Raw genomic sequence first — 26,070 nt, 5'->3', positions numbered from 1 at the left:
CTTGTGATAACTTTCACAAGCGCTCGATCAGCCTTGACCACGGGAGCCACGCCACCATGACACCCGCCGCCACCGCGACCGCCGCCCAGCCGGCTGCGCGCACCATGCTGGTGGCCGGGCTGGCTGCCAGCCTCCCCCTCGTCGTCGTGGTCCCGCTGCTCGCGTGGGCCGCGGCAGGGGAGTGGGCCGGGGTGTCCGCTCTGATCGGCGCGGTCCTCTCGGTCGTCGTCTTCGCCCTCGGCGTGCTGGGCATCCGCGGGGTGCTGTCCGGGCCGACCGCGAGCACCATGGCCGGTGCCTTCGCCGTCTTCGTCGTGCAGATGGCAGCGCTGGCCGGGGTCATCTGGGCGCTGGGGCGGACGACGTGGCTCGAGATCGTGCCGCTCGTCGTCGCCTTCGTGCTCCTCGGGCTGGTCTTCCAGGCCGGCCTGGTCGTGGGCTACCTCCGCTCCCGGTCCGAGCTCGACCTCGCGGGACGGGACACGACGCCATGAGCACCCCCTCGCCGCACGGTGGTCACGAGCCCGAGGTGGAGGGCATGAGCGCCCAGACCGACCTGGCCACCAGCGCCATCGCCTACCTGCTCGCCGGTCCGGCCGGCTTCGGTCTCGTCGGCTTCGGGCTGGACCGCTGGTGGGGGACCGTCGCGATGCTCCCGATCGGCGTCGTGGTGGGCATGGTGGCGTCCATGTACGTCATCTGGCTCAGGTACGGTAGGTCATGATCTCGGTGTCCGGGTCCATGTCCGCCTGCCCGCAGGCCCTGATGTCCCTGAAGAACTGTGTGGAGGAGAACGCGTGAGTGCGACCATGACGGCCGCAGGCCTCGTCCTGCCGATGGCAGGTGAGGGCAGCCACTTCCCGCCCACCCCGGGAGACTTCTGGCAGCCGCTCTTCGCCATCCCGGGCACGGAGTACTACTTCACCCGGCCGATGGCCCTGGTCGCGATCGCCGCGGTGACCCTCATGGTGTGGCTGCACCTGACCACCCGGCGCGCGGCCATCGTCCCGGGCAAGGGCCAGTGGCTCACCGAGCAGGTCTACAACTTCGCCCGCAACGGCATCGCGCGGGACATGATCGGCAGCAAGGACTTCATGCCCTTCGTGCCGTTCCTCTTCTCGCTCTTCGTCTTCATCCTGCTGAACAACCTCTTCGGCATCATCCCGCCCTTCCAGAACCCGGCGATGGCCCGCATCGGCTTCCCCATCGGCCTGACGCTGCTGGTCTACGTCGTCTACCACTGGGTCGGCCTGCGGAAGAAGGGCAGCGTGGGTGCCTACCTCGGCGGCATGCTGCCCAGCGGCCTGCCGGGGTGGATCAAGCCGTTCATCCTCTTCCTCGAGCTCATCACCTTCTTCATCACGAGGCCGCTGACCCTGGCGCTGCGGCTCTTCGGCAACATGTTCGCCGGCCACATGCTGCTGGTCGTCTTCATCGTCGGCGGCTGGTACCTCTTCCGGACCTTCGAGCCCGGCCTGATGCTGGTCGCGATCCCGGCCTGGCTGCTGGGTGTGGCACTGACCGTCTTCGAGGGCCTGATCCAGTTCCTGCAGGCCTACGTCTTCACCTTGCTCGCTGCCTCCTACATCGGCGGTGCGCTGGCGGACGAGCACTGACCCGCTCAGCCGCTCCGACCACAACTGAATACGCACTAGAAGCCTCCGGTGCCCGTCGGGCACCGGGACCTCAACAGAAAGAGAAACTGACGTGACTGGTGACATCACCCTGCTGGGCTACGGCGTGTCCACGATCGGCCCGGCCATCGCCGTGGGTCTGATCTTCGCCGCCTACATCAACGGCGTCGCTCGCCAGCCCGAGGCTCAGGGCAAGCTGCAGCCGATCGCCATCCTCGGCTTCGCGCTCGCCGAGGCGCTGGCCATCTTCGGCCTGGTGCTCTTCTTCATCGCCTACTTCACCGGCTGATCACCCCGCACCACCCACCCGTCCGTCGTGCCGGTCCCGGCCGGTGACGGACACGCACAAGTGAGGAGCCGCTCGTGGACTACACCACGATCGTTGCGGGCGCGCTGAAGGTCGCGGCCGAGGAGGAGAACGCCGCCGAGCCGATGGGCGCCGGCGAGGACGCGATCCCGATCCTGCCCTACATCCCGGAGCTCATCTTCGGCCTGATCGTCTTCGGCATCCTGTTCTGGTTCGTCTCCAAGTTCATCGTGCCGAACCTGGAGAAGGCGTATGCCGACCGCACCTCGGCCATCGAGGGCGGCATGGAGCGGGCCGAGAAGGCCGAGGCCGAGGCTGCCGCCGCGAAGAAGAAGTACGAGGAGCAGCTCGGCGAGGCCCGCGCCGAGGCCGCGCAGATCCGCGAGCGCGCCAAGGAGCAGGGAGCCCAGATCATCGCCGAGATGCGGGAGCAGGCCAGCGCCGAGGCCAACCGCATCACCGAGACCGCGCACAAGCAGATCGAGGCCGAGCGCCAGCAGGCGATGGTCCAGCTCCGTGGCGAGGTGGGTCAGATCTCCACCGCGCTGGCGAGCAAGATCGTCGGGGAGTCCCTGGATGACGAGGCGCGGCAGCGAGGCATTGTCGACCGCTTCCTCGCCGACCTGGACTCCGGCGCCATCGCCCCGGAGAAGCTCGGCGCGGGCGAGGGCCGCTGATGGACAGCGCCTACCGCCGCTCCTACCACGGGGCCCGTGAGGGGCTCCAGCAGGTGCTGGAGCACGAGGGCGGCTCCGACCCCGCACGGGTCGGGGAGGAGCTGTGGGCGGTCGCCCGTCTCGTCGACAGCAACGCCGTGCTGGCCCGCACCCTCGCGGACCCCTCGCGTGAGGGCTCGGAGCGGGGAGCGATCGCCGAGCGGCTGCTGACCGGCAAGGTCGGCGACGGCGCGCTGCACGCCGCGAAGGCCACGGTGACCCAGCGCTGGTCCGGCGTCACCGACCTGGCCACCGCGCTGGAGCGGCTCTCGGTCGAGGCCCAGCTGGTGCACGCCCAGCGGGCCGGCCGCCTGGACCACGTCGAGGACGAGCTCTTCCGCTTCGCCCGGATCGTCGAGTCGACGCCCGACCTGCAGGCCGCGCTGGGCGACCGGCGCGCGCCCGCCCAGGCCAAGCGGTCCCTCGTGGAGCGGCTGCTCTCGGTGAAGGCCGCGCCGGAGACGGTCACCCTTGCCGCCCAGGCCGCCGTCGGCATCCGGGGCAGCCGGGTGGAGCGCACGCTCGCGGCATACCTCGACCAGGCGGCCGAGCTGCAGGACCAGGTGACCGCCGTCGTGACGACCGCGGTCCCCCTCACCACCGAGCAGGAGGACGCCCTGCGCGCCACCCTGACCCGGCAGTACGGCCGCACCGTGCACACCAACGTGGTCATCGACCCAGGGGTCGTCGGTGGCATCAGGGTGGAGATCGGTGACGAGGTCATCGACGGCACCGTGAGCCATCGTCTCGACCAGGCTCGCCGCCTCATGGCCAGCTGACCCACCGCCCAACGACATACCCCACAGCACCGGCCCGACCACCAACCCCGGGCCACGACGAGGAGAAGAGACATGACGGAGCTTTCGATCCGTCCGGAGGAGATCCGGGACGCGCTGGACCAGTTCGTCCAGTCCTACGAGCCGGGCACGGCCTCGCGCGAAGAGGTCGGCCGGGTGGTCGATGCCGGTGACGGCATCGCCCACGTCGAGGGGCTGCCCTCGGTGATGACCAACGAGCTGCTCGAGTTCGAGGACGGCACGCTCGGCCTGGCGCTGAACCTCGACGTGCACGAGGTCGGCGTGATCGTCCTCGGTGACTTCTCCGGGATCGAGGAGGGCCAGGACGTCCGCCGGACCGGCGAGGTCCTCTCGGTCCCGGTCGGCGACGGCTACCTCGGCCGCGTCGTCAACCCGCTGGGCCAGCCGGTCGACGGACTGGGCGAGATCGAGACCGAGGGTCGCCGCGCGCTGGAGCTGCAGGCTCCCGGCGTGATGGCCCGCAAGTCGGTGCACGAGCCGCTGCAGACCGGGATCAAGGCGATCGACTCGATGATCCCCATCGGTCGGGGCCAGCGCCAGCTCATCATCGGTGACCGGCAGACCGGCAAGACCACGGTCGCAATCGACACGATCCTCAACCAGAAGGCCAACTGGGAGTCCGGCGACCCGGACAAGCAGGTGCGCTGCATCTACGTCGCGATCGGCCAGAAGGGCTCCACCATCGCCTCCGTGCGCGGCACGCTGGAGGAGAACGGCGCCCTGGACTACACCACGATCGTCGCCGCCCCGGCCTCCGACGCCGCCGGCTTCAAGTACCTCGCGCCGTACACCGGCTCGGCCATCGGCCAGCACTGGATGTACGACGGCAAGCACGTGCTCATCGTGTTCGACGACCTGTCCAAGCAGGCCGAGGCCTACCGCGCCGTGTCGCTGCTGCTGCGCCGCCCGCCGGGTCGTGAGGCCTACCCGGGCGACGTCTTCTATCTGCACTCCCGGCTGCTGGAGCGTTGCGCCAAGCTGTCCGACGAGATGGGCGCCGGCTCGATGACCGGGCTGCCGATCATCGAGACCAAGGCGGGTGACGTGTCGGCCTACATCCCGACCAACGTCATCTCCATCACCGACGGGCAGATCTACCTGCAGGCCGACCTGTTCAACTCCAACGTCCGCCCCGCGATCGACGTGGGTGTCTCCGTGTCCCGCGTCGGTGGCGCCGCCCAGATCAAGGCGATGAAGTCGGTCTCCGGACGGCTCAAGGTCGACCTGGCGCAGTTCCGCGAGATGGAGGCCTTCGCGATGTTCGCCTCCGACCTGGACGACGCGTCCAAGGCGCAGCTGGCCCGCGGTGCGCGCATGGTCGAGATCCTCAAGCAGCCGCAGTCCTCGCCGGTGTCGGTCGAGGAGCAGGTCGCGACGATCTGGGCCGGCACCAACGGGCACATCGACGAGGTCCCGGTGAGCGACGTGCGCCGGTTCGAGACCGAGTGGGTCGAGTACCTCGGCCGCGAGCACGACGGGCTGCTGAGCGGCATCCGCGAGAGCGGCAAGCTCGGCGACGACACCGAGGCTGCCCTCGCGGACGCGATGACGGCGTTCAAGCAGGAGTTCACCCCGGACGACAGCGCCGAGGTCAGCGTCGGCTCCGCCGAGGAGGACTCGGTCGAGGCCATGGGCGATGACGAGGTCGACCAGGAGCAGCTGACCGTCCAGCGCCACTGAGCGCCGGGCATACCAGCGATCCGCACGACCACCACCGAAGCGAGAGAGGCGAGATATGGGAGCGCAGCAGCGGGAGTACCGCCAGCGCAGCCGGTCCGTCCAGTCGACCAAGAAGATCACCCGGGCGATGGAGCTCATCGCCGCCTCTCGGGTGGTGAAGGCCCGCCAGCGGGTCGCCGAGACGACGCCGTATGCCCGGGCCATCACCCGGGCGGCGTCGGCGGTCGCGACACACGCCGACGTCGACCACCCGCTCACCACGAAGCGGGAGCAGCCGAAGCGGGCCGGGGTGCTCGTCATCACCTCCGACCGGGGACTGGCCGGGGCGTATGCCGCGAACGTGCTCAAGCGCAGCGAGCAGCTGCGCGAGCTCGTCGAGGACTCCGGCATGGAGTTCGTCCCCTACCTCACCGGGCGCAAGGCGGAGTCCTACTACAACTTCCGCAGCCGGCCCTACGAGGACTCCTGGAGCGGCTTCTCCGACTCCCCGACGTTCGACGTCGCGCAGGAGATCTCGGAGCGGCTGATCGGTGAGTTCACCAAGGGTTCGGACGAGGGTGGGGTCGACGAGATCCACGTCGTCTACACCCGCTTCGTCAACATGGTGACCCAGGAGGTGCAGGTCACCCGTCTGCTGCCGCTGGAGGTCGTGGAGGACGCCGCCCCCAGGACACCGGAGAACGGTTTCCCGCTCTACGAGTTCGAGCCGGACGCCGCCGAGGTGCTGGACGCCCTGCTGCCGCGCTACATCACCTCGCGGATCTGGAACGCCCTGCTCCAGTCCGCCGCCTCCGAGCTGGCCGCCCGCCAGCGCGCGATGAAGTCGGCGACGGACAACGCCGAGGAGCTCATCAAGACCTACACGCGTCTTGCCAACCAGGCCCGCCAGGCCGAGATCACCCAAGAGATCAGCGAAATCGTGGGCGGCGCGAGCGCCCTCGCCGACGCCAAGAAGTGAGAGGAAGCACGTAGCCATGACTGCTACCACCGAGGCTCCCAGCACGGAGCAGACCCAGGGCGCCGTGGGTCGACTGGCCCGGATCATCGGCCCGGTCGTCGACGTCGAGTTCCCCCCGGGGCAGATGCCCGCGCTCTACAACCTGCTCAAGACCGAGGTCGAGGTCGGCGGCGAGGCCAAGACCGTCAACCTCGAGGTCGCCCAGGACATCGGCGACAACATGGTGCGGGCGATCTCGCTCCAGCCCACCGACGGCCTGGTCCGCGGCGCGCCGGTGCAGGACACCGGCGGCCCGATCACGGTGCCGGTCGGCGACGTGACCCTGGGCCACGTCTTCAACGCCACCGGTGAGGTCCTCGACCTGCCCGAGGGCGAGACCATCGAGGTCGAGGAGCGCTGGGGCATCCACCGCCAGGCGCCCGCCTTCGACCAGCTGGAGTCCAAGACCCAGATGTTCGAGACCGGCATCAAGGTCATCGACCTGCTGACGCCGTACGTCCAGGGCGGCAAGATCGGCCTGTTCGGTGGCGCCGGTGTGGGCAAGACCGTGCTCATCCAGGAGATGATCGCCCGTGTCGCCCGTGACCACGGTGGTGTGTCCGTCTTCGCCGGCGTCGGCGAGCGGACCCGTGAGGGCAACGACCTCATCGTGGAGATGGAGGAGGCCGGCGTGCTCGGCCAGACCGCGCTGGTCTTCGGGCAGATGGACGAGCCGCCGGGCACCCGTCTGCGCGTGGCCCTGTCCGCGCTGACGATGGCGGAGTACTTCCGCGACGTGCAGAAGCAGGACGTGCTGCTCTTCATCGACAACATCTTCCGCTTCACCCAGGCCGGCTCCGAGGTGTCCACCCTGCTGGGCCGGATGCCGTCGGCGGTGGGCTACCAGCCCAACCTGGCCGACGAGATGGGCACCCTGCAGGAGCGCATCACCTCCACGCGTGGTCACTCGATCACCTCGATGCAGGCGATCTACGTGCCGGCCGACGACTACACCGACCCGGCCCCGGCGACCACCTTCGCCCACCTGGACGCCACCACCGAGCTGTCCCGCCCGATCGCCTCGATGGGCATCTACCCGGCCGTGGACCCGCTGACCTCGACCAGCCGGATCCTCGACCCGCGCTACATCAGCCGGGAGCACTACGACACCGCCGTGCGGATCAAGTCGATCCTGCAGCGCTACAAGGAGCTGCAGGACATCATCGCGATCCTCGGCATCGACGAGCTGTCCGAGGAGGACAAGATCCTCGTCGGTCGCGCGCGCCGGATCCAGCGGTTCCTGTCGCAGAACACCTACGTGGCCAAGCAGTTCACCGGCATCGAGGGCTCGACCGTGCCGCTGTCGGACACGATCGAGGCCTTCACCAAGGTCGCCGACGGCGACTACGACCACCTCCCCGAGCAGGCCTTCTTCATGTGCGGCGGGCTCGAGGACGTCGAGCGTCAGGCGGCCGAGCTGGAGAAGAACAGCTGACCACCCCCTAGTGACCGGACAGGCCTTCGGGGACTCGAGCTTCAGTCCCCGGAGGCCTGTTCCGTGCCACCGAGCGCCGGGCGTGGTCGCTCACACCCCCACCGAGCGCCGCGCGTGGTTGCGCACACCCCCACCGAGCGCCGCGCGTGGTTGCTCTGAGCCCCCGAGGAGCTGCTGGCCATGTGGACCGTGCACGGTGATGGCACCCGGATCCGGCCAGGCGAGGTGGTCGGACCGCGCGAACGGCTGGCGTGGGTCCCGACCATCGGGATCGGCATGCAGCACGTGGTGGCGATGTTCGGCGCCACCTTCCTGGTGCCGCTGATCACCGGCTTCCCACCCAGCACCACGCTGCTCTTCAGCGGTCTGGGCACCATGCTCTTCCTGCTCATCACGCGCAACAGGGTGCCGTCCTACCTGGGGTCCAGCTTCGCCTTCCTGGCCCCGATCGCCGCCGCGCAGGCACAGCACGGCCCGGCCGGCGCCCTGGGCGGCGTGGTCATGGCCGGGGTCGGGCTGGCCGCCGTGGGCGTGGTCGTGCAGCTGGTCGGGCACGGGTGGATCGCCCGGTTGATGCCGCCGGTGGTGACCGGCGCGATCGTGGCCCTGATCGGGCTCAACCTGGCCCCGGCCGCCTGGGCCAACGTGGAGCAGGCACCGGTCACCGCCCTCGTCACCCTCGTGGCGATCCTGGTGTGCGGCGTGCTCTTCCGTGGGCTGCTCGGGCGCCTGTCCATCCTGCTCGGCGTCCTGGTGGGGTATGCCGTCGCGCTGGTCCGGGGCGAGGTGGACCTCGCGGTCGTCGCCGACGCCGGCTGGCTGGGTGCGCCGCCGCTCATGGCCCCGGAGTTCCACCTCGGCGTGGCGGGGCTCTTCCTGCCCGTCGTGCTGGTGCTGGTGGCGGAGAACATCGGCCACGTGAAGTCGGTGGCGCAGATGACCGGTGAGTCCGCGGACGCGCTCGACCACATGCTCGGCCGGACCCTCATCTCGGACGGCCTGGCGACCACGGTGGCCGGGGCCGGTGGCGGCTCGGGCACGACGACCTACGCGGAGAACATCGGCGTGATGGCCGCGACCCGCGTCTACTCGACCGCGGCCTACTGGGTGGCCGCGGTCACCGCCGTCGCGCTGGCCTTCCTGCCGACCTTCGGCGCGCTCATCCAGACGGTCCCCGCCGGGGTGCTGGGCGGGGCGGCGACTGTCCTCTACGGCATGATCGGGGTGCTGGGCGTGCGGATCTGGGTGGAGCACCGCGTGGACTTCGGCGACCCGATCAACCTCGCGACGGCCGGGGTGGCCCTCGTCGTCGGCATCGCGAACTACACCTGGGACGTGGGGGTGCTGAGCTTCGAGGGGATCGCGCTGGGGACCGCCGCCGCCCTGCTCGTCCACCACGGCATGCACGGGCTCAACCGGATCACCGGAGCCGTCGACGAAGGGGCCGGCACCCGCGGGTGAGGCTCCCGGCCCCGTCCGGCCCGGGTGCGCGGGGCCGGTAGACTCGACTCCCGAACCACCACCCGAAGGGACACAACTCGTGAGTGCACTGCAGGTCGAGCTCGTCGCGGCGGACCGCAAGGTCTGGGCCGGCGAAGCGTCCATGGTGAGCGCCCGGAGCATCGACGGCGACCTCGGCATCATGCCGGGCCACACCCCGGTGCTGGCCGTGCTGGTCGAGGGCGAGGTCGGCATCCATCACGGGGGGAGCACCGAGAAGGTCACCATCGACGGCGGCTTCCTGTCGGTGGACGACGACCTGGTCGTCATCGTCGCGGACCGGGTGGACGCCAGCGCACTCTCGACGCCGGCCGGGAACTAGGCCCTGCGTCGCCGATGACGGGCTCACTCGTCCTGGTGCTGATGGCCGTCGTGGGCGGCCTCGTCATCCTGGGCCTGGGCCTGTTCACCTTCCACCTCGCGGGGCAGCGGGGGAGCACCTGCCCGCCGATGCCGGCCGCCTACCGCGACCAGGACGGTGCCTGGCGTCGTGGCACGCTGCGCTTCACCGAGGACCGCCTCTCCCTCAGGGGACGGGGCGGTCTTTCCGTCGGTCCGTGGCTGCGGGGCAACCTGGACCTGGGGGTGGCCGGACCCCTCGCGGCGCAGGACGCAGCGGCCCTGGGTGGTGCGCGGCTGATCAGGGTGCCGGTCAGCTACGGCACGTCCCGCTTCGAGCTCGCCCTGGGCGAGCAGCACTACACCGCCCTGCGTTCCTGGGTCGAGGCGGTCCCGCCCGGCTGGAACACCCAGGTCGCCTAGCGAGGACGCTGCTCGCGTCCCCCTCCCGGCTGCCACAGCACGTCCCCGGCGCCGGTCGTGGCCACCGCCCGGGCGAGGATGAAGAGCAGGTCGGACAGCCGGTTGAGATAGGTCGCGGTGAGCCGGTTGACGCCACCGGTGCCCTTGGCCGCGTCCTGCTCCGCCGGCTGGTCGCCGTACTCGGCCAGCGCCGCCCAGGTGGAGCGTTCGGCGCGCCGCGCCACCGTCCTGGCCTGGTGCAGCAGGGCCGCGCCCGCGCTGCCGCCCGGAAGGATGAAGGAGCGCAACGCCGGCAGGTCGGCGTTGTAGCGGTCGCAGTCCGCCTCGAGCTCCTCGACCCACGCCGCCTGCACCCGCAGCGGCTCCCACTCGTAGCTCGCCCGGAGCGGCATGCACAGGTCGGCACCGACGTCGAAGAGGTCGTTCTGGATGCGGGACAGCGTCTGGCGGACCTCGTCAGGAAGGTCGCCGCAGGCGAGGGCGACACCGATCACCGAGTTCGTCTCGTCCGTGTCGGCGAAGGCCGCCAGCCGGGCGTCGGTCTTGCTCGTGCGCCCGTTGTCACCGAGGGCCGTGGTGCCGTCGTCTCCGGTCCGGGTGTAGATCCGCGTCAGGTTGACCATGCCCGCATGGTCCCACGTGCCGGCGGCCCCGGCTCAGGTGACCAGGGTGGCCGCGACGCGCCGGTCGTCCGCCGCCGCGGTGAGCTCGCCCCGGGGTGAGCGCAGGGCCGCCCCCACGCCGCCGAAGTACATCGACGACGGCGGGTGCTCGAACCGGGGCAGCCCGGCGGCCTCCAGGCTGGTGGCGATCGCCTCGTCCACCTCGTGGTCGATCCGGGTGCTGCCGTCCTCCAGCCTCCGAGGATGCATACGTGGCCGGTCGATGGCGGTCTGCAGGTCCTCGCCGTGCCGCGCCATGTGGGTGAGCACCTGGGCCAGCGCGGTGGTGATCCGATCGGCACCGGGCGTCCCGATGGCCAGCACGGCACCGTCGTCGCGCCGGGCCGTCGTGGGCGCCATGTTGGACGCGAGCCGGGTGCCGGGCGCCAGCGAGTGCAGCCCGAGGCGGTTCAGCTCGAGCTCGCCGAGCGAGTTGTTGGCCACCAGCCCGGTCCCCTGGATCGTCATCCCCGACCCGTATCCCGCCGACGCGGTGAGCGCGCAGGCGGTGCCGTCGCCGTCGACCACGGAGACGTGCGCGGTCGAGGGGGACGTGGGGAGGCCGGTCGCGCCGATGTGGTGGAGGGTCTGGAGCAGCTCGGCTCCGGCGGCCTCGAGATCGGCAGCGGTGTCGATCCGGTCGAGCCGGATGTCGAGCACCTCCTTCATCACCAGCGCGACCTGTGCCGGGTCGATCTCCCCGGTGGTCGCGCCGAGCAGGCGCAGCAGTGCGGTGAGCACCGGGCCGCCGATCGACGGGGGAGGGTTGCACCCCAGGTCCCAGGGTCCGAGCCGGCTGCGCAGCGCGGTGCGCACGACGGGTTGGTATGCCTCCAGGTCGGCGAGCGAGAGCAGTCCGCCGCGGGCGCGCATGTCGGCGTCGACGGCCCGGGCCACGTCACCGTGGTAGGCGTCGCCCGCGCCCGTCCGGCCGAGGTGCTCGAGCGTGTCGGCCAGCACCGGGTCCACGATGCGGTGACCGACCGCGGGCGGCCCGCCGTCGTCGGTCAGCAGCGCCCGGGTGGCCGGGTCCCAGGCCAGGATGGTCTCGGTCACCAGGATCAGGTAGGACTGGGCCGTCCGGCTCAGGGGGTACCCCGCCCGGGCCACGTCGGCTGCGGGCTGCAGCAGCTCGGCCCAGGGCGCCCGGCCGAAGCGTCGGTGCGCCCAGCCCATCGCGGCCAGCATCCCCGGGGTGGCCACCGAGCCGGGTCCCACGTAGGTCACCATGCCGCCGCCGTAGTCCGAGGCGGCCTCGATGAGCCCGGTGCCCCTCACGTCCTCGCTCATGCCGCGGCCGGGCATCTCGACGTTGCCGTCGACGACCACCGGGTCGGTCCCGGGCGCCCAGACGTTGATGAAGCACCCCCCGAGGGTGGAGACGACCCCCGGCTCGGTGACCGTCGCGGTCACCATGGCGGCGATGGCCGCGTCCACGGCGGTGCCGCCAGCGGCCAGCGCGTGCGCCGCCGCCTCCGTGGCGTAGGTGTTGGGGGCGGCGATCGCGGCGGGACGGGTCACGGGTCGATTGTGCCGTAGCCGCGACCGGCGGTGAGCACGTAGCGGGTGAGGACGAAGGTGAGCGGCACCGCGGCCAGGCCCACCAGCAGGGTGGCGTAGCGCTCGTCCAGGCCCACCGCCTCGACGAGCAGCACCGAGCCGGCGGTGGTGAAGGCGAGGTTGACCACGGTGGTCAGCGGGTAGGCGAGGAACCGTCTCCAGGTGGGACGCACGCCGAAGGTGAACAGGCTGTTGGCGAAGAAGGAGAAGACGACCGCCCCCGACCACGCCAGCAGGTGGGCCGGGACGTAGGGCATACCGAGCAGCAGCAGGCGGTAGCACAGGTAGTAGACGGCCGTGTTGGCGACCCCGACGAGCACGAAGCGCAGGACGGACCGCATCCGACCGTGCGGGGCTGGCATGCCGCCCACGCTAGCTCAGAAGAGCCGTGCCTCCGCGTCGTCCAGGCCGCGCAGCGCCTCGTAGTCGAGGGTGACGCAGCGGATCCCGCGGTCGGTGGCCAGCACCCGCGCCTGAGGCTTGATGAGCTGCGCCGCGAAGACACCCTGCACCGGGGCGAGGTGCGGGTCGCGGTTGAGCAGCTCGAGGTAGCGGGTGAGCTGCTCCACACCGTCGATGTCGCCCCGCCGCTTGATCTCGACCGCGACGGTCGCGCCGTCCGCGTCGCGGCACAGGATGTCCACCGGTCCGATGGCCGTCGGGTACTCCCTTCGCAGCAGGGACCAGTCGTCGCCGAGGGTCGTGATGTGCTCGGCGAGGAGGGCCTGGAGCTGGGCCTCGACGCCGTCCTTGACCAGCCCCGGCTCGATCCCGAGGTCGTGCGTGGTGTCCGCGAGCACCTCGTGGATCTTGACCCGGAGGGTGTCGTCCCGCTTCCCGTGGGAGACCTGCCAGACCTGCGTGACCCCCTGCTCGGTCTCCACCTCGTCCGGCTCGGTCTGCGCCATCGAGCAGGGCGGGGCCATCCAGTTCAGCGGCTTGTAGGAACCCCCGTCGGAGTGGACGAGCACCGACCCGTCGGCCTTGACCATGAGCAGCCGGGTGGCCAGCGGGAGGTGGGCTTCGAGGGCCCCGTGGTAGTCCACGGAGCACCGGGCGACGACGACACGCACGGCCGCCAGCCTAACCCGCCGCCGACCGGCCGCGGACGCGTCGACCGGTGGGGCGGGGGCCCCGTGGCGCCGTGACATGATCGGGCCATGCGTGAGATCAGCACCGTCGGGGTCATCGGACTGGGCACCATGGGTGCCGGCATCGTCGAGGTCTTCGCGAGGGGAGGGCTCGCCGTGATCGGGGTCGAGACGACCGAGGAGCTGGCCGAGCGCGGGCGCGGCATCCTGGAGGCCTCGACCGACCGGGCCGTCTCCAAGGGCAAGCTGGACGAGGCGGGCCGGCGCGAGATCCTCGACCGGGTCACGATCACGACCGCCCTGGCGGACCTGGCGGACGCCGACCTCGTGGTCGAGGCGGTGCCCGAGGTGATGGACCTCAAGCACCAGGTCCTCGGCGCCCTGGACGACGTGGTCGCCCCCGACGCCGTGCTGGCGTCCAACACCTCCAGCCTGTCGATCACCGCCATCGCGGCGGGCACGGCGCACCCCGAGCGGGTCGTGGGGATGCACTTCTTCAACCCCGCGCCCGTGCTGAAGCTGGTCGAGGTGATCACCACGGTGCGCACCGCGGCGGCGAGCCGGGACGCCGTCGTCGACCTCGCCGAGCGGATCGGGAAGCGGCCGGTCGTGGTGGGCGACCGGGCCGGCTTCGTCGCCAACTACCTGCTCTTCGGCTACTTCGTCTCCGCGCTCCGCATGCTGGAGCAGGGCCACGTCTCGCGGGAGGACCTCGACACCGCCATGCGGGTCGGGGCAGGCCTGCCGATGGGCCCGTGCACGCTGATGGACCTGGTCGGCCTGGACGTCTGCCACCACATCGGCGACGTGATCTACGCCCACAGCCGGAGCCCGATGCACGCCCCGAGCCCGATGCTGGAGCGGATGGTGACCGCCGGGCTGCTCGGGCGCAAGAGCGGCGAGGGCTTCTACGCCTACGCCCGGCCCGGGAGCGGGCAGGTCGTCCCGGAGCAGGAGGCTGCGGCGTCCAGCGGGACGCTGAGCCGGGTCGGGGTGGTCGGCACCGGCGAGATCGCCGACGACCTGGTCTCCCGGCTCCGCGACGGCGGGTATGCCGTCCAGCAGGTCGCCGATCCGCGGGACACCGAGGAGCTGGGCACGCTGGCCGAGGTCGGCCTGGTGATCGAGGCCGCGGCGGCGCCCGGGGGCGAGATGGAGGACGACGAGCCGGTGGAGGCCGGCGGCCAGGGCGAGGAGCTCTGGGAGGTGCTGGGCGAGATCTGCGGGCCGCAGACGGTGCTCACCACGGTCAACGACGAGGTCGCGGTGGCGATCGGGGCCCTGTCCGGTCGGCCGGAGACGGCCGCGGTGCTGCGCATGCACGCCCCGACCGGCAACGGCCAGGTCGTGGAGATCGGCCGGTGCAGCGCCACCGACGACGCCACCGTGGCCCTGCTGCGCGAGGTCGTGACCAGCATCGGGGCCGAGCCGGTGGTCTGCCGTGACCGTCCGGGGCTGGTGGTGGACGCCCTGCTCATGCCGCACCTCATGGACGCGGTGCGCATGCTGGACGAGGGCTATGCGAGCGTCGCCGACATCGACACCGCGCTGCAGTTCGGGCTGGGCTATCCCGCCGGGCCGTTCGCGATGATCGACCAGATCGGTGCCGAGGAGGTCCTCACCGTGTGCGAGGAGCTGTCCGAGGCGGGCGGCTTCGCGCCGGAGTCGGTGGAGCCCTCCCCGCTGCTCATCGAGCACGTGCTGCTCGATCGCCCGTTCACGGGCTGAGCCGTGCCGCGCTCCAACCGGCCGCGCCGCGGCGGTCGGCCGCGCGGCCGGTCCCGGGCCGGCGCCGGCCCGCCCGGTGACCTGCTGCGCCGCGGCGTCCAGGAGGTCCGGTTCGCCGGGCAGGTCTGGTCGGTCCGGACGGTCCGTCCCAACGACAGCGGGCGTCGGTACGTCTGCCCGGGGTGCCAGCAGCAGGTCGGCGCCGACGTCGCGCACACGGTCGCCTGGCCGACCGAGGGGATGCAGCAGGCGGAGAACCGTCGCCACTGGCATACCGTCTGCTGGTCGGCGCGGGAGCGCCGCCGCCCGGGCGGCTCCTTCGCCTAGGACCCAGGCGTCGCCTCAGTGGGCCTCCTGGCGCGGGACCAGGACCTCCTCGTAGATCAGCAGCAGCCCCGCGGCGACCGGGATGGCGATGAGGGCCCCGAGGACGCCGAGCAGGGTGCCCCCCGCAAGCACGGCGACCACCGTGACGGCGCCGGGCACCGACACCGTCCGCTGCATGATGCGCGGGACGATCCAGTAGTTCTCGAGCTGCTGGTAGATCACGTAGTAGATGAGCACGACCAGCGCCAGGGTGGGCGACACGGTCAGCGCGGACAGCGCCACGATGATCGCCCCGAGTGTGGCACCGATGAGTGGGATGAGGCCCAGCAGGCCCACCGACACGGCGAGGATCGCGGCGTAGGGGATGCCCAGCACCTGCATCATCAGCCAGGAGCAGACCGCGTTGATCGTGGCGACCGTGGCCTGTCCGAGGGCGTAGCCACCGACCCGGCGCATGATCTCCTCGGCCAGCCGGACCACGCCCGGGCGGCGGCTGGCCGGCACCAGGCGGTATGCCCCCTCCTTGACCGAGGGGAGCGTCGCCAGCAGGTAGAGGGTGAGGATGGCCGAGGTGAGCAGGCCGACGAGGCTGCCCGCCACCCACCCGGCGGCCCCCAGGACCCCGCCGAAGACCGTCGTCCAGGTGCCCCGCTCGGTGAGCAGCCGGTCCAGCTCGGTGGTCGCACGCTCGCTCACGGCATACCGCTGGTCCAGCTCCACCAACCAGGGCGAGGTGGCCAGTCCCTCGACCGTCTGCGGGGCGCGCTCGACGAGGCTCACCGCCTGGGCCACCACGCCGGGCAGCAGGGTGACGGCGCTGACCGCCACCACGGTGACGAAGCCCATGAAGACGACGAAGACGCTGCTGGGTCTGCTCACGCCCCGGCGGGTGAGCCACTCCACCAGCGGGTTGAGCGCGAGGGTGAGGAAGACCGCCACGAGCAGATAGGTGAGCACCGAGGACAGCCGGGTGAGGTTCTGCACCAGCAGCCAGGCGAGCAACACGCCGAGGGCTCCGGTGAACCCGATGGAGAAGGGCGAGGCCCACAGGGCCGGCGGGCGGCTCGTGCCGCCCTCCGTCGACCCGGCGGCGCGCGTCCTCGCCCCGGGAGCGGGCACGTCGCCGTCGGAGGCGGGCGCCCCGGCGTGGATCTGCGCCCACAGCTCGGACTGCAGCCGGTTGCTCTCGTCCAGCAGCTCGCGCTGACGCACCCGGAAGGCCTGCCAGCGCTGGACCGCCCGCACGCCGGCACGCGGTGCGGCGGCCGGGTTCATCGCCCGGGCGGCCCGTCGGAGGCGGACCCTGCGCCGGTCGGCGACGGTGCGCGGCGGGGTCTCGTGCTCGGCGCCCGCTGGCGGACCCTCGCCGCCGGGCCTCGTCCGGGGCGGTGCCTGCTGCGTCGTCACCCGGTCGTCCCCACCTGCGGGGACGACGCGTGGGCGCGACGGAAGTGACTCATGTGACCCACGGTAGGCCCCTGCCCGGCCAGCCCCTCGCAGTTGCGGCGGTATGTCGCACTAGCATCCCCGCCATGAGCGACCTGTTGCTGCGCGACGTCCGCCCCGTCGCGATCGACCCCGACCCGCGAGCGGGGACCGAGCCGGTGGACGTCCTGATCCGGGACGGCGTCATCGACGAGGTCGGCCCGGGGCTGCGTGCCGCGGCGCGCGGCGTCCCGGAGGTGGACGGCGGCGGCCGCCACGTCGTCCCCGGCCTGTGGGACACGCACGTGCACATGGTCCAGTGGTCGCTCGGCCAGACCCGGTTGGACACGTCCGGCACCGCCAGCCCCGGGGACGTGCTGGCACGCGTGGTCGACCGGCTGACGTGGGGCTTCGACAGCCCGACCGGGGTGCTCGTGGGGTGGGGGCACCGCACCGGGCGGTGGCTCGAGCAGCCCACCGTCGCGGCCCTGGACGCCGTCACCGGGGACGTCCCGGTCGCGCTCATCAGCGGCGACGGGCACCACGGCTGGCTCAACTCCGCGGCGCTGCGCCTGCTCGGCGGTCCCCCGGTGGAGGGCGTGGTCGCGGAGAGCGACTGGTTCCCCCTCTACGACCGGCTGCAGCGGCTGCACGGCGCCCACGAGGAGTCGGAGTATGCCGTCACCCGCGCGATCCAGGCCGCGCACCAGCTGGGGGTGGTCGGCATCGTCGACCTGGAGTTCGGCCGCCCCTGGGAGCAGTGGCGGGAGCGCACCGCCGAGGGCTTCCCCTCGCTGCGCGCCCGCACCGGCGTCTACCCGGAGGGGCTCGAGGACGCGATCGCCGCGGGGCTGCGCACCGGCGACCCGATCCGCTCGACCGACGGCCTGGTGACCATGGGTCCGCTCAAGGTCATCACCGACGGCTCGCTCAACACCCGCACCGCCTGGTGCTGCGACCCGTATGCCGACGGCCACCTGCTCGAGCAGCCGTCCGGGGCGGCGAACTACCCGGTCGACGAGCTCGTGTCGCTGCTGACGCGCGCCCGGGGCGCGGGCCTGGACGCGGCGCTGCACGCGATCGGTGACGCCGCCGTCGCGGCGGTGCTCGACGCGTTCGCGGCGACCGGGGCCAGCGGGTCGGTCGAGCACGCCCAGCTCATCGACCCGCGGGACGTGCGGCGGTGGGCGGCGCTGCCGCAGCGGGTGGTGGCCAGCGTGCAGCCGGCGCACCTGCTCGATGACCGGTCCGTCACCGAGCGCTGCTGGCCGGACCGGACCGACCGCACCTTCACGCTGCGCAGCTTCCTGGACGCCGGCATCGAGCTGTCGCTGGGCTCGGACGCCCCGGTGTCCCCGCTCGACCCCTGGCTGGCGATGGCCGCGGCGGTCCACCGCGGGCCGGAGGACGGCGAGAGCTGGCACCCGGAGCAGGAGATCACGCCCCAGGAGGCGCTCGCCGCCTCGGTCGACGGGCAGCGCGTGCGCGCCGGCGACCGTGGCGACCTGGCGCTGCTGGAGCACGACCCGCTGGCGGAGGCCGGCACCAGCGCCGAGCGGGCGCGCCGGTTCCGGTACACCCTCGTCAGCGCCACCGTCCTGGACGGCCAGGTCGTGCACGGAGGCTGACCCTGGGTCAGGGTCGCCGCGCCGTTACAGTGGCGAGCAGGCATACCCGTCACCGTCGCTGGAGGAGATCCGCAGATGTCGATGTCCCAGCCCACCACGTCCGTCGTCGTCGCCGGGGCCCGCACCCCGATGGGGCGGCTGCTGGGGTCGCTCTCCAGCCTGTCCGGCGCCCAGCTCGGCGGTGTCGCCATCGCCGGGGCGCTGGGCAAGGCCGGCATCTCCGGCGACCAGGTCGACTACGTCGTCATGGGCCAGGTGCTCACCGCCGGGGCCGGTCAGATCCCGGCCCGCCAGGCGGCGGTGGCCGGGGGCGTCCCGATGGACGTGCCCGCCCTGACCATCAACAAGGTCTGCCTGTCTGGCATCGACGCGATCGCGCTCGCCGACCAGCTCATCCGGGCCGGCGAGGTCGAGGTCGTCGTGGCCGGGGGCCAGGAGTCCATGAGCGGGGCGCCGCATCTGCTGGAGAAGTCGCGGGCGGGCTTCAAGTACGGCGACGTCACGATGCGTGACCACATGGCCTTCGACGGCCTCTGGGACGCCTTCACCGACCAGGCGATGGGCGGCCTGACCGAGTCCGCCAACCGGTCCGACGCCGCGCACGAGTTCACCCGTGAGGAGCAGGACGCCTTCTCCGCGCGCAGCCACCAGCGGGCCGCCGCGGCCTGGGAGCAGGGCCGCTTCGACGACGAGGTGGTGCCGGTCGAGATCCCGCAGCGCAAGGGCGACCCGGTGACGGTCGGCACCGACGAGGGGATCCGGGCCGACACGACCACCGAGTCGCTCGGCACGCTGCGTCCCGCCTTCGCCAAGGACGGCACCATCACGGCGGGCTCCGCATCGCAGATCTCCGACGGGGCCTGCGCCGTGGTCGTCATGAGCAAGGCCAAGGCGACCGAGCTCGGGCTGGAGTGGATCGCCGAGATCGGCGCGCACGGCATGGTGGCGGGACCGGACTCGACCCTGCAGAGCCAGCCCGCCCGCGCCATCGCCGCGGCCTGCGCGAAGCAGGGCATCGCCCCGACCGACCTGGACCTGGTGGAGATCAACGAGGCCTTCGCCGCGGTCGGCCTGGCCTCGACCAAGGAGCTCGGGCTCGACCCGGAGAAGGTCAACGTCAACGGCGGGGCCATCGCGCTGGGTCACCCGATCGGGATGTCCGGTGCCCGCATCCTGCTGCACCTGGCCCTGGAGCTGGGCCGTCGCGGTGGCGGCACCGGGGCGGCCGCCCTGTGCGGCGGCGGCGGGCAGGGGGACGCCCTGATCATCACCGTGCCGCAGCGCTGAGCCGGCCGGCATACCCGCGCCCCGGCCGCCGCCCGGGCCGCCGAGCCGCCGCCCGGGACCCACATGAGCAAGGATCCTCGACATGCTGCAGGGATTTCTCCCTGCTCTGTGTCGAGGAACCTTGCTCATGTGCGCGAAGGGCATCGACGACCGCCTACGGTTGGACGAATGAGCGAGTCGGCACTTCCCTCCAGACAGACCTCACGGTGGGATGGGCCGCAGGAGCCGAGCCGCATCACGTGGGAGCTGCGGGAGCCGCTGTCAGGCGACGCCGAGGGCTTCGCGGCTCTGCACTCGCGCGTCTGGCGGACGACCTACCGCGGGATCATGCCCGACGAGGTCGTCGACGTGCTCGAGCCGGGGCAGTTCCGGCCGACATGGGACCAGGTGGTCGCCGCCTACGACGCCGGTGCCGTGGCGAAGGACGGGCGTGGGTTCCTCGTCGCGCTGCAGGAGGGGACTCCGGTCGGGTTCTGCATGCACGGGCCGGCCCGGGATGAGGACCCGCCGACCCCGCACCAGCTCTGGTCGCTGAACGTCGCTCCGGACCACCAGGGGTCCGGGGTGGCGCAGCAGCTCGTGGATCTGGCCCTGGGCCGGCGTGAGGCATACCTCTGGGTGGCGCGGGGCAACGATCGCGCCATCCGGTTCTATGCACGGCAGGGCTTTGCGCTGGACGGCACGCAGAGCCTCGATGGCCACGAGGGCGTGGTCGAGCTGCGCATGGTCCGCGCCGCATCCTTAGGCACATGAGCAAGGATCGCTGACACACCGCAGGGACGTCTCCCTGTGCTCTGTCGCGCAGCCTTGCTCATCTGCCGGGGAGGGCACCCACGCGGGGAGGGCGCCCGGACCGGAGGCCGGACCGCTACGGTCGGAGGGTGAGCGAGCGACGCACCTTCTACCCCGAGATCGAGCCCTACCGCACGCAGCTGCTGGACGTGGGCGACGGCCACCAGGTCTACCTCGAGGAGTCCGGCAACCCCGAGGGCAAGCCGGTGGTCTTCGTGCACGGAGGCCCCGGCAGCGGCACCAGCCCGAAGCAGCGCCGCGTCTTCGACCCCGAGCGCTACCGCATCGTGCTGTTCGACCAGCGGATGGCGGGCAGGTCCACCCCGCACGCGTCGACCACCGTCGATCCCGCGCTGTGGGCGACCAACACGACGGCGCACCTCGTCGGCGACATGGAGCGCATCCGGGAGCACCTGGGCATCGAGCGCTGGCAGGTCTTCGGCGGGTCCTGGGGCTCCTGCCTGTCCCTGGCGTATGCCGAGGCGCACCCCGACCGGGTGACCGAGCTGGTGCTGCGCGGCATCTTCACGCTGCGCCCTGCCGAGCTCGCCTGGATGTACGAGCGGGGTCACCTGGAGCACGTCTACCCCGACCACTGGGCGCAGTTCGTCGCCCCGGTCCCGGCCGAGCGCCGGCACGAGATGCAGCTGGCCTACCACGAGCTGCTCTTCGACCCGGACCCCGCCGTGCACGTCCCCGCGGGCCAGGCGTGGAGCGGCTGGGAGTCCCGGGTGATCTCGGTGCTGCCGGACGAGGAGGGCTTCCGGAAGGCGACGGAGCCGGCCCAGGCCGTGGCCTTCGCCCGGATCGAGAACCACTACTTCGTGCACGGCGGGTTCATGCGTGAGGGTGCGCTGCTGGACCAGGCGCACACCCTTCGGCACCTCCCGACGGTGATCGTGCAGGGGCGGCTGGACATGTGCACGCCGGCCCGGACCGCGTTCGACCTGGCGGCGCGGCTGCCGGACGCGGACTTCGAGGTGGTATCTGACGCGGGCCACGCCTTCTCCGAGCCGGGGAACCTCGATGCGCTCATCCGGGCGACGGACCGGTTCGCGACCTAGGAGGCACCAGGATGGGCGAGTTCTTCGACGTCGAGACGGGCGGACCGCTCCGGCTGGAGCTGCGCAGCGTGGACGGCCGGGACTTCTCGTTGCTGCGGTCCGTGGGCTACACCGCGCAGGGGTATGCCGACCCCTTCGTCGTCCCCCGGGGTTTCGTCACCGACTTCGCCTCCGTCCCGCACCTGTTCACCTGGCTCGTCCCCAAGAGCGGGGACTTCCTGCCGGCGGCGGTGCTGCACGACGCCCTGGTGAGCCCCGGCAGCCATGAGGGTCCGGAGGTGGGCCGGCACGAGGCGGACCGGATCTTCCGGACCGCCATGATCGGTCTCGGCACCGGCAGGGTGCGGTCCTGGTTGATGTGGGCCGCGGTGACCATCGGGACGCTGTGGGCCAGCCGCGACCTGGTCAAGCGGACCCAGCTGGTGGGCCTGGTGGGGCTGGTCGCGCTGCTGGGGACGGCAGCCACCCTGGACTTCTTCGACGTCGTCGCGGTCGTGCCGTGGATGGGTGAGCGTCCGTGGCCGACCGAGCTCGCGCTGGGCGCCGTCTTCGCCGTCCTGGTCCCGAGCGTGCTCGCCGTCGCCTGGGGTCGCTACTGGCTGGCGGGCGTGATCGTGGGGGTGGCCCTGGCCCTGCTGCTGCACGTGACCGCGGCGCTCCTCGCGATCTACGCGATCTATCTCGGGCTGGAGCGGTTGGTCAGCGGGCCGGCGGACGACGACGGGGTGCGGGTGCGGGACCGGCGCGAGGCGGAGGCGGAATCTACCCTGGGAGATCGCTGATTTCCGCCATAGCCGTCCCGATGTTTACCATATCGTTATGAAGTTCTCCCGTATCACCGCCGTGGCCACCGTGAGCTCGGCCCTTGTTCTTGCCGCATGCTCCGGCGACACCACCGACCCGGCCGGGGAGAGCAGCTCCGCCGCCGTGACCGACGAGTCGGCGGCGGCCTCCGCCACGCCGGCCGCGACGGACGACGACGCCGCCACCAGCACGGTCGAGATGACCACCGACGCCGACGCCGGGGCCGTGTCCCTCGACACCGCCGAGGAGGTCGCGACCGAGGTGCTCACCCAGCGGGTGCGTGCCGACCAGGGGGACGGCGAGGACATCGAGGAGGCGCAGAAGGCCTCGCTCCGCGGGACCGCCCTCGGGGCGCACCGTGCGGCGGACCGGCTGGAGGGCGTCGACGGCGAGCCCGCCGAGGTCGACCTCGAGGAGAACCCGGTCGAGCCCACCGTCCTCGCGATCAGCCGCGACGACGAGGAGACCCCCGTCTACCTGCTGGTGCAGACGGTGCCCGAGGAGGGTGCGCCCTGGCTGCACCTGCTCGCCGGCAACGGGGAGCCGGACGACTTCCGGATCCGGTGGGAGGCACAGATGCTGCCGGGCACCGAGATCCCGGCCTTCGACGCCCGGTCCGCCGGGAGCCCGGTGCTGCGCTCCGGCTCCGGCGACCTGACGATGGAGCCGGACGAGATGCTCAAGTCGGTCGGCGCCTACACCGAGTGGCCCCAGCCGGACGAGGTCCCCGACTACCGCACGCACGGGTATGCCCCGGCGGTCCGCGACGCCGCGGAGCAGCAGTCCGAGGCGCTGGCCGGTCAGGCCACCCTGCGGGAGAAGAACTGGCTGGTCTCGGACGACGTCACCACGCTGATGTTCGAGGACGGCACCGGCTTCGTCATGGGGTCGCTGCTGCGCGACACCCAGTTCATCGTCGACAGCGGCAGCCAGCTGACCCCTCCCGACTCCTTCCGGGTCTTCCAGGACAGCGAGGTGCTGACCTCCGAGGCCACCTTGCGGACGCGGGCCTTCATCGCGATGCGGGTCCCGACGGAGGACGTGGACTTCAAGCCGGAGATGCTGGCCGCGACCGAGCAGCTGGTGGACGCCTACGGCGAGTGAGGCACCCGGGGCGTCCTCGGCCCGGTGCGGCACGGCATACCCTTGACGGCATGACCGAGCAGCCCTTCTCCAGCGCGGCCCTGCGTGGTGCCGTCGACCTGTCCAGCCTCTCCCCGCGCCCCGGTGCGCCGAGCAGCGGTGCCGGCGCCACCCCGGGTGGCGCCCAGGGGCAGGGGTCCGGCGCGGTCCCGGGTCGTCGCGGTGCCCTGGTCGAGGTCACCGACGAGACCTTCGAGTCCGTCGTCAACGCCAGCCTCACCACCCCGGTGGTGCTGGTGCTCTGGACCCCGCAGCTCCCGGAGTCGCTGACCCACCTGCGCGAGCTCGCCGAGCGGGCGCGCACCATGGAGGGTCGCTTCCAGGTCGCCGGGGTGGACATCGCCGGCAGCCAGGGGATCCTCCAGGCACTGACCCCGGTGCTCCAGCAGGTCTTCGGCCAGGTCTCCTCGCTGCCGGTCGTCATGGGTCTGCTGAGCGGCCAGCCGATGCCCTTCTACCTCGGCGTGCAGCCGATGGAGCAGGTCGACCAGCTGCTCGAGAAGTTCCTCGAGGCCGCGGTCACCAACGCGGTGACCGGTCGGGTCGAGCTCGGCGACGACGACGGTCTGCCCGGGCAGGCCGAGAAGGAGGGGGAGCAGGACGCCGAGGAGGCCGAGCTCCCGCCCCTGCACCAGGAGGCCTACGACGCGATCGACCGCGGTGACTGGGCCGCCGCCGTCGCGGCCTACGAGAAGGCGCTGGAGGCCGACCCCGCGGACGAGCTGGCCCGCCTCGGGCTGGGCCAGGTCCGACTGCTGGAGCGGACCTCCGGGATGGACCTGGCGGCCGTGCGGCAGGCGGCGGCCGACCGTCCCGCCGACGTGCAGGCGCAGATCGACGCCGCGGACGTGGACCTCGTGGGGGGCCACGTCGAGGACGGCTTCGGCCGCCTGGTCGAGGCGGTCCGGCGCACCAGCGGAGACGAGCGCGACCTGGCCCGCAACCACCTGCTCGGGCTGTTCGAGGTCGTCGGTACCCAGGACCCGCGGGTGGGCAAGGCCCGTCAGGCGCTGATGAGCGCGCTCTACTGAGCCAGCGCCGCGTCCACCACCTGCTGCGCCTCCGCCTGGACCTGCGCCAGGTGCTCCGGGCCGCGGAAGCTCTCGGCATAGATCTTGTAGACGTCCTCGGTGCCGGAGGGACGCGCGGCGAACCAGGCGTTCTCCGTGCAGACCTTCACCCCGCCGATCGCGGCCCCGTTGCCGGGTGCCTCGGTGAGGATCGCCGTGATCGGCTCGCCCGCGATCTCGGTCGCCGAGATGTCCTGCGCCGAGAGCTTCTTCAACCGCGCCTTCTGCTCCCGTCCGGCCGGGGCGTCGATCCGCGCGTAGGCCGGGGTCTGGCCGCCGCCCACCTCGGCGACGAGGTCGGCATACCGCTGCGAGGGTGAGCGGCCGGTCCGGGCGATGATCTCGGCCGCCAGCAGCGCCAGGATGATCCCGTCCTTGTCCGTGGACCAGACCGAGCCGTCGCGGCACAGGAAGGACGCGCCGGCCGACTCCTCACCACCGAAGGCGATGGAGCCGTCCAGCAGCCCCGGGACGAACCACTTGAAACCGACCGGCACCTCGGTGAGCTCCCGCCCCCGGGCCCGGGCGACGCGGTCGATCATCGAGGAGCTGACCAGCGTCTTGCCGATCGCCGTGCCCTCGGGCCAGTCCGGGCGGGCCTGGCCGTAGAGGTAGTCGATGGCGACGGCCAGGTAGTGGTTGGGGTTGAGCAGCCCGCCGTCCGGCGTGACGATGCCGTGCCGGTCGGCGTCCGCGTCGTTGCCGGTCGCGACGTCGTAGGTGGCGCCCCCGTCGGGACCCGACCCCATGATCTCGATGAGCGAGGCCATGGCGTCGGGGGAGGAGCAGTCCATCCGGATCTTGCCGTCCCAGTCCAGCGTCATGAACGACCAGGTCGGGTCGACCTCCGGGTTGACCACGGTGAGGTCGATCCCGTGCTCGTCGGCGATGGCCTGCCAGTAGGCCACCGAGGCCCCGCCGAGCGGGTCGGCACCGATCCGCACGCCCGCCTCGCGGATGGCGTCCAGGTCGACGACCCGGGGCAGGGCGCGGACGTACTCACCCATGAAGTCGTAGGGCTCGGCGGCCTGCAGCGCCTCCTCGAAGGGCACCCGCCTGACCCCCTCGAGCCCGTCCCGCAGCAGCTCGTTGGCCCGGTCGGCGATCCACCCGGTCGCGTCCGTGTCGGCGGGGCCGCCGTGGGGCGGGTTGTACTTGAACCCGCCGTCGCGGGGCGGGTTGTGCGAGGGCGTGATGACGATGCCGTCGGCCTGCGCGGCGCCCGCCTCGGAGTCGGTCTCGAGGTTGAACGCCAGGATGGCCCGCGAGACCGCCGGGGTCGGCGTGAACTCCTCCTCCCCGTGCTCGCTCCAGACGTCCACGCCGTTGGCGACCAGCACCTCCAGCGCGCTCCGCCACGCCGGGACGGACAGGGCGTGGGTGTCCTTGCCCAGGAACAGCGGCCCCTCGGTGCCCTGCTGGGCGCGGTACTCGCAGATCGCCTGGGTGGTCGCGAGGATGTGGTGCTCGTTGAAGGTGCCGTCCAGCGAGCTGCCCCGGTGCCCGGAGGTGCCGAAGGCCACCTGCTGGTCCACGCTGTCGGGGTCGGGGACGATCTCGGTGTAAGCCGAGACCAGCGCCCGGACGTCGATCAGGTCCTGCTCCCCGGCCCGCGTGCCGGCGCGCTCGTGTCGTGCCAT

General features: G+C 72.0%; 27 protein-coding genes. 21 read left to right on the top strand and 6 right to left on the bottom strand.

All coding sequences use genetic code 11. The features are described 5' to 3' along the window. Window positions 1-56 precede the first annotated feature (56 nt). The 12 genes from FXF60_RS06905 to FXF60_RS06850 all read left to right on the top strand — a co-directional run bounded on the left by FXF60_RS06905 (window position 57) and on the right by FXF60_RS06850 (window position 9,849). A complete protein-coding gene (locus FXF60_RS06905) occupies window positions 57-494 on the top strand; it encodes a hypothetical protein (RefSeq protein ID WP_151524830.1) in 438 nt (145 codons plus the stop codon). Further along, complete coding sequence (locus FXF60_RS06900) at window positions 491-724, top strand: AtpZ/AtpI family protein (RefSeq protein WP_151524828.1); 234 nt, start codon at window positions 491-493, stop codon at window positions 722-724. The genes FXF60_RS06905 and FXF60_RS06900 overlap by 4 nt, the downstream gene beginning before the upstream one ends. 73 nt (window positions 725-797) lie before the next feature. Further along, on the top strand, window positions 798-1,616 hold the full coding sequence (gene atpB, locus FXF60_RS06895; protein WP_367889958.1) for a F0F1 ATP synthase subunit A: 819 nt from the start codon (window positions 798-800) through the stop codon (window positions 1,614-1,616). 91 nt (window positions 1,617-1,707) lie between these two features. Next, window positions 1,708-1,923: an ATP synthase F0 subunit C gene (locus FXF60_RS06890; RefSeq protein WP_075810795.1), complete on the top strand. Its 216-nt coding sequence runs from the start codon at window positions 1,708-1,710 to the stop codon at window positions 1,921-1,923. A 143-nt stretch (window positions 1,924-2,066) separates the two neighbouring features. Next, the gene (locus FXF60_RS06885; RefSeq protein ID WP_151525003.1) at window positions 2,067-2,618 is read left to right on the top strand and encodes a F0F1 ATP synthase subunit B; all 552 of its coding nucleotides are present in this window, start codon (window positions 2,067-2,069) and stop codon (window positions 2,616-2,618) included. After that, the gene (locus tag FXF60_RS06880; protein WP_151524826.1) at window positions 2,618-3,436 is read left to right on the top strand and encodes a F0F1 ATP synthase subunit delta; all 819 of its coding nucleotides are present in this window, start codon (window positions 2,618-2,620) and stop codon (window positions 3,434-3,436) included. The genes FXF60_RS06885 and FXF60_RS06880 overlap by 1 nt, the downstream gene beginning before the upstream one ends. A gap of 72 nt (window positions 3,437-3,508) precedes the next feature. Then, entirely contained in the window at window positions 3,509-5,155 is a 1,647-nt protein-coding gene (atpA, locus tag FXF60_RS06875; protein WP_151524824.1) for a F0F1 ATP synthase subunit alpha, read from the top strand. Window positions 5,156-5,210: 55 nt separating this feature from the next. Continuing rightward, window positions 5,211-6,113 carry a F0F1 ATP synthase subunit gamma gene (locus FXF60_RS06870; protein ID WP_151524823.1) on the top strand — a complete coding sequence of 301 codons (903 nt, stop codon included), beginning with the start codon at window positions 5,211-5,213 and terminating at the stop codon, window positions 6,111-6,113. Between the two features lie 16 nt (window positions 6,114-6,129). Further along, window positions 6,130-7,587: a F0F1 ATP synthase subunit beta gene (gene atpD / locus FXF60_RS06865; protein WP_151524821.1), complete on the top strand. Its 1,458-nt coding sequence runs from the start codon at window positions 6,130-6,132 to the stop codon at window positions 7,585-7,587. 180 nt (window positions 7,588-7,767) lie between these two features. After that, entirely contained in the window at window positions 7,768-9,048 is a 1,281-nt protein-coding gene (locus FXF60_RS06860; RefSeq protein ID WP_151524819.1) for a uracil-xanthine permease family protein, read from the top strand. A 79-nt stretch (window positions 9,049-9,127) separates the two neighbouring features. Next, the gene (locus tag FXF60_RS06855) at window positions 9,128-9,409 is read left to right on the top strand and encodes a F0F1 ATP synthase subunit epsilon (RefSeq protein ID WP_151524817.1); all 282 of its coding nucleotides are present in this window, start codon (window positions 9,128-9,130) and stop codon (window positions 9,407-9,409) included. A gap of 14 nt (window positions 9,410-9,423) precedes the next feature. Beyond that, window positions 9,424-9,849 carry a DUF2550 family protein gene (locus tag FXF60_RS06850; protein ID WP_151524815.1) on the top strand — a complete coding sequence of 142 codons (426 nt, stop codon included), beginning with the start codon at window positions 9,424-9,426 and terminating at the stop codon, window positions 9,847-9,849. Here the strand turns inward: FXF60_RS06850 and FXF60_RS06845 are convergent. The 4 genes from FXF60_RS06845 to nucS are packed head-to-tail and all read right to left on the bottom strand — an operon-like array spanning window position 9,846 to window position 13,144. Continuing rightward, entirely contained in the window at window positions 9,846-10,472 is a 627-nt protein-coding gene (locus tag FXF60_RS06845) for a cob(I)yrinic acid a,c-diamide adenosyltransferase (protein WP_151524813.1), read from the bottom strand. The genes FXF60_RS06850 and FXF60_RS06845 overlap by 4 nt on opposite strands. Window positions 10,473-10,505: 33 nt before the next feature. Continuing rightward, complete coding sequence (locus tag FXF60_RS06840) at window positions 10,506-12,032, bottom strand: gamma-glutamyltransferase (RefSeq protein WP_151524811.1); 1,527 nt, start codon at window positions 12,030-12,032, stop codon at window positions 10,506-10,508. Continuing rightward, window positions 12,029-12,433 carry a GtrA family protein gene (locus FXF60_RS06835; protein ID WP_238335744.1) on the bottom strand — a complete coding sequence of 135 codons (405 nt, stop codon included), beginning with the start codon at window positions 12,431-12,433 and terminating at the stop codon, window positions 12,029-12,031. Before FXF60_RS06835 ends, FXF60_RS06840 begins: the two co-directional genes overlap by 4 nt. Before the next feature lie 15 nt (window positions 12,434-12,448). Beyond that, the gene (gene nucS, locus FXF60_RS06830) at window positions 12,449-13,144 is read right to left on the bottom strand and encodes an endonuclease NucS (protein WP_151524809.1); all 696 of its coding nucleotides are present in this window, start codon (window positions 13,142-13,144) and stop codon (window positions 12,449-12,451) included. 87 nt (window positions 13,145-13,231) lie between these two features. On the opposite strand from nucS, the gene FXF60_RS06825 reads away from it, so the two are divergent. Together FXF60_RS06825 and FXF60_RS06820 are read left to right on the top strand one after the other, a co-directional pair. Further along, window positions 13,232-14,890 (top strand): 3-hydroxyacyl-CoA dehydrogenase family protein, encoded by a 1,659-nt coding sequence (locus FXF60_RS06825; RefSeq protein ID WP_151524807.1) that lies wholly within the window; start codon window positions 13,232-13,234, stop codon window positions 14,888-14,890. 3 nt (window positions 14,891-14,893) lie between these two features. Further along, window positions 14,894-15,217, top strand: coding sequence for an Rv1322 family protein (locus FXF60_RS06820; protein WP_238335743.1), 324 nt, complete (start codon window positions 14,894-14,896; stop codon window positions 15,215-15,217). A gap of 15 nt (window positions 15,218-15,232) precedes the next feature. Here the strand turns inward: FXF60_RS06820 and FXF60_RS06815 are convergent, their stop codons facing one another. Further along, the gene (locus FXF60_RS06815) at window positions 15,233-16,624 is read right to left on the bottom strand and encodes an AI-2E family transporter (RefSeq protein ID WP_238335742.1); all 1,392 of its coding nucleotides are present in this window, start codon (window positions 16,622-16,624) and stop codon (window positions 15,233-15,235) included. Between the two features lie 125 nt (window positions 16,625-16,749). Here FXF60_RS06815 and FXF60_RS06810 point away from each other — a divergent pair, with 125 nt between their 5' ends. The 7 genes from FXF60_RS06810 (at window position 16,750) to FXF60_RS06780 (ending at window position 24,391) form a co-directional block, all read left to right on the top strand. Then, window positions 16,750-18,270, top strand: a complete 1,521-nt coding sequence (locus FXF60_RS06810; RefSeq protein WP_151524806.1) for an amidohydrolase — start codon at window positions 16,750-16,752, stop codon at window positions 18,268-18,270. Window positions 18,271-18,351: 81 nt separating this feature from the next. Then, window positions 18,352-19,557 carry an acetyl-CoA C-acetyltransferase gene (locus FXF60_RS06805; RefSeq protein ID WP_151524995.1) on the top strand — a complete coding sequence of 402 codons (1,206 nt, stop codon included), beginning with the start codon at window positions 18,352-18,354 and terminating at the stop codon, window positions 19,555-19,557. 168 nt (window positions 19,558-19,725) lie between these two features. Beyond that, entirely contained in the window at window positions 19,726-20,310 is a 585-nt protein-coding gene (locus tag FXF60_RS06800) for a GNAT family N-acetyltransferase (protein ID WP_151524804.1), read from the top strand. 128 nt (window positions 20,311-20,438) lie between these two features. After that, complete coding sequence (gene pip / locus FXF60_RS06795; protein WP_151524802.1) at window positions 20,439-21,413, top strand: prolyl aminopeptidase; 975 nt, start codon at window positions 20,439-20,441, stop codon at window positions 21,411-21,413. Window positions 21,414-21,424: 11 nt separating this feature from the next. Further along, the gene (locus FXF60_RS06790) at window positions 21,425-22,195 is read left to right on the top strand and encodes a DUF1353 domain-containing protein (protein ID WP_151524800.1); all 771 of its coding nucleotides are present in this window, start codon (window positions 21,425-21,427) and stop codon (window positions 22,193-22,195) included. 37 nt (window positions 22,196-22,232) lie between these two features. After that, window positions 22,233-23,321: a hypothetical protein gene (locus tag FXF60_RS06785; RefSeq protein WP_151524798.1), complete on the top strand. Its 1,089-nt coding sequence runs from the start codon at window positions 22,233-22,235 to the stop codon at window positions 23,319-23,321. A gap of 50 nt (window positions 23,322-23,371) precedes the next feature. Further along, window positions 23,372-24,391 carry a co-chaperone YbbN gene (locus FXF60_RS06780; RefSeq protein ID WP_151524796.1) on the top strand — a complete coding sequence of 340 codons (1,020 nt, stop codon included), beginning with the start codon at window positions 23,372-23,374 and terminating at the stop codon, window positions 24,389-24,391. Here FXF60_RS06780 and pgm read toward each other — a convergent pair. Then, window positions 24,385-26,070 carry a phosphoglucomutase (alpha-D-glucose-1,6-bisphosphate-dependent) gene (gene pgm / locus FXF60_RS06775; protein WP_151524794.1) on the bottom strand — a complete coding sequence of 562 codons (1,686 nt, stop codon included), beginning with the start codon at window positions 26,068-26,070 and terminating at the stop codon, window positions 24,385-24,387. The two genes, FXF60_RS06780 and pgm, sit on opposite strands and share 7 nt — an antisense overlap.

Origin of the sequence: Serinicoccus kebangsaanensis (genome assembly GCF_008919445.1) — a bacterium.
Taxonomy (GTDB): Bacteria; Actinomycetota; Actinomycetes; order Actinomycetales; family Dermatophilaceae; genus Ornithinicoccus; species Ornithinicoccus kebangsaanensis.
The sequence above is the reverse complement of the archived record's forward strand: the minus strand, read 5'-3'. Positions and strand labels throughout refer to the sequence as shown.

Coding starts and splice junctions, on each gene's coding strand:
- FXF60_RS06905 (WP_151524830.1), top strand. CDS start 57: ATGACACCCGCCGCCACCGCGACCGCCGCCCAGCCGGCTGCGCGCACC.
- FXF60_RS06900 (WP_151524828.1), top strand. CDS start 491: ATGAGCACCCCCTCGCCGCACGGTGGTCACGAGCCCGAGGTGGAGGGC.
- FXF60_RS06885 (WP_151525003.1), top strand. CDS start 2,067: ATGGGCGCCGGCGAGGACGCGATCCCGATCCTGCCCTACATCCCGGAG.
- FXF60_RS06880 (WP_151524826.1), top strand. CDS start 2,618: ATGGACAGCGCCTACCGCCGCTCCTACCACGGGGCCCGTGAGGGGCTC.
- atpA (WP_151524824.1), top strand. CDS start 3,509: ATGACGGAGCTTTCGATCCGTCCGGAGGAGATCCGGGACGCGCTGGAC.
- FXF60_RS06870 (WP_151524823.1), top strand. CDS start 5,211: ATGGGAGCGCAGCAGCGGGAGTACCGCCAGCGCAGCCGGTCCGTCCAG.
- atpD (WP_151524821.1), top strand. CDS start 6,130: ATGACTGCTACCACCGAGGCTCCCAGCACGGAGCAGACCCAGGGCGCC.
- FXF60_RS06860 (WP_151524819.1), top strand. CDS start 7,768: ATGTGGACCGTGCACGGTGATGGCACCCGGATCCGGCCAGGCGAGGTG.
- FXF60_RS06850 (WP_151524815.1), top strand. CDS start 9,424: ATGACGGGCTCACTCGTCCTGGTGCTGATGGCCGTCGTGGGCGGCCTC.
- FXF60_RS06845 (WP_151524813.1), bottom strand. CDS start 10,472: ATGGTCAACCTGACGCGGATCTACACCCGGACCGGAGACGACGGCACC.
- FXF60_RS06835 (WP_238335744.1), bottom strand. CDS start 12,433: ATGCCAGCCCCGCACGGTCGGATGCGGTCCGTCCTGCGCTTCGTGCTC.
- FXF60_RS06825 (WP_151524807.1), top strand. CDS start 13,232: ATGCGTGAGATCAGCACCGTCGGGGTCATCGGACTGGGCACCATGGGT.
- FXF60_RS06810 (WP_151524806.1), top strand. CDS start 16,750: ATGAGCGACCTGTTGCTGCGCGACGTCCGCCCCGTCGCGATCGACCCC.
- FXF60_RS06805 (WP_151524995.1), top strand. CDS start 18,352: ATGTCCCAGCCCACCACGTCCGTCGTCGTCGCCGGGGCCCGCACCCCG.
- FXF60_RS06800 (WP_151524804.1), top strand. CDS start 19,726: ATGAGCGAGTCGGCACTTCCCTCCAGACAGACCTCACGGTGGGATGGG.
- FXF60_RS06790 (WP_151524800.1), top strand. CDS start 21,425: ATGGGCGAGTTCTTCGACGTCGAGACGGGCGGACCGCTCCGGCTGGAG.
- FXF60_RS06785 (WP_151524798.1), top strand. CDS start 22,233: ATGAAGTTCTCCCGTATCACCGCCGTGGCCACCGTGAGCTCGGCCCTT.
- FXF60_RS06780 (WP_151524796.1), top strand. CDS start 23,372: ATGACCGAGCAGCCCTTCTCCAGCGCGGCCCTGCGTGGTGCCGTCGAC.
- pgm (WP_151524794.1), bottom strand. CDS start 26,070: ATGGCACGACACGAGCGCGCCGGCACGCGGGCCGGGGAGCAGGACCTG.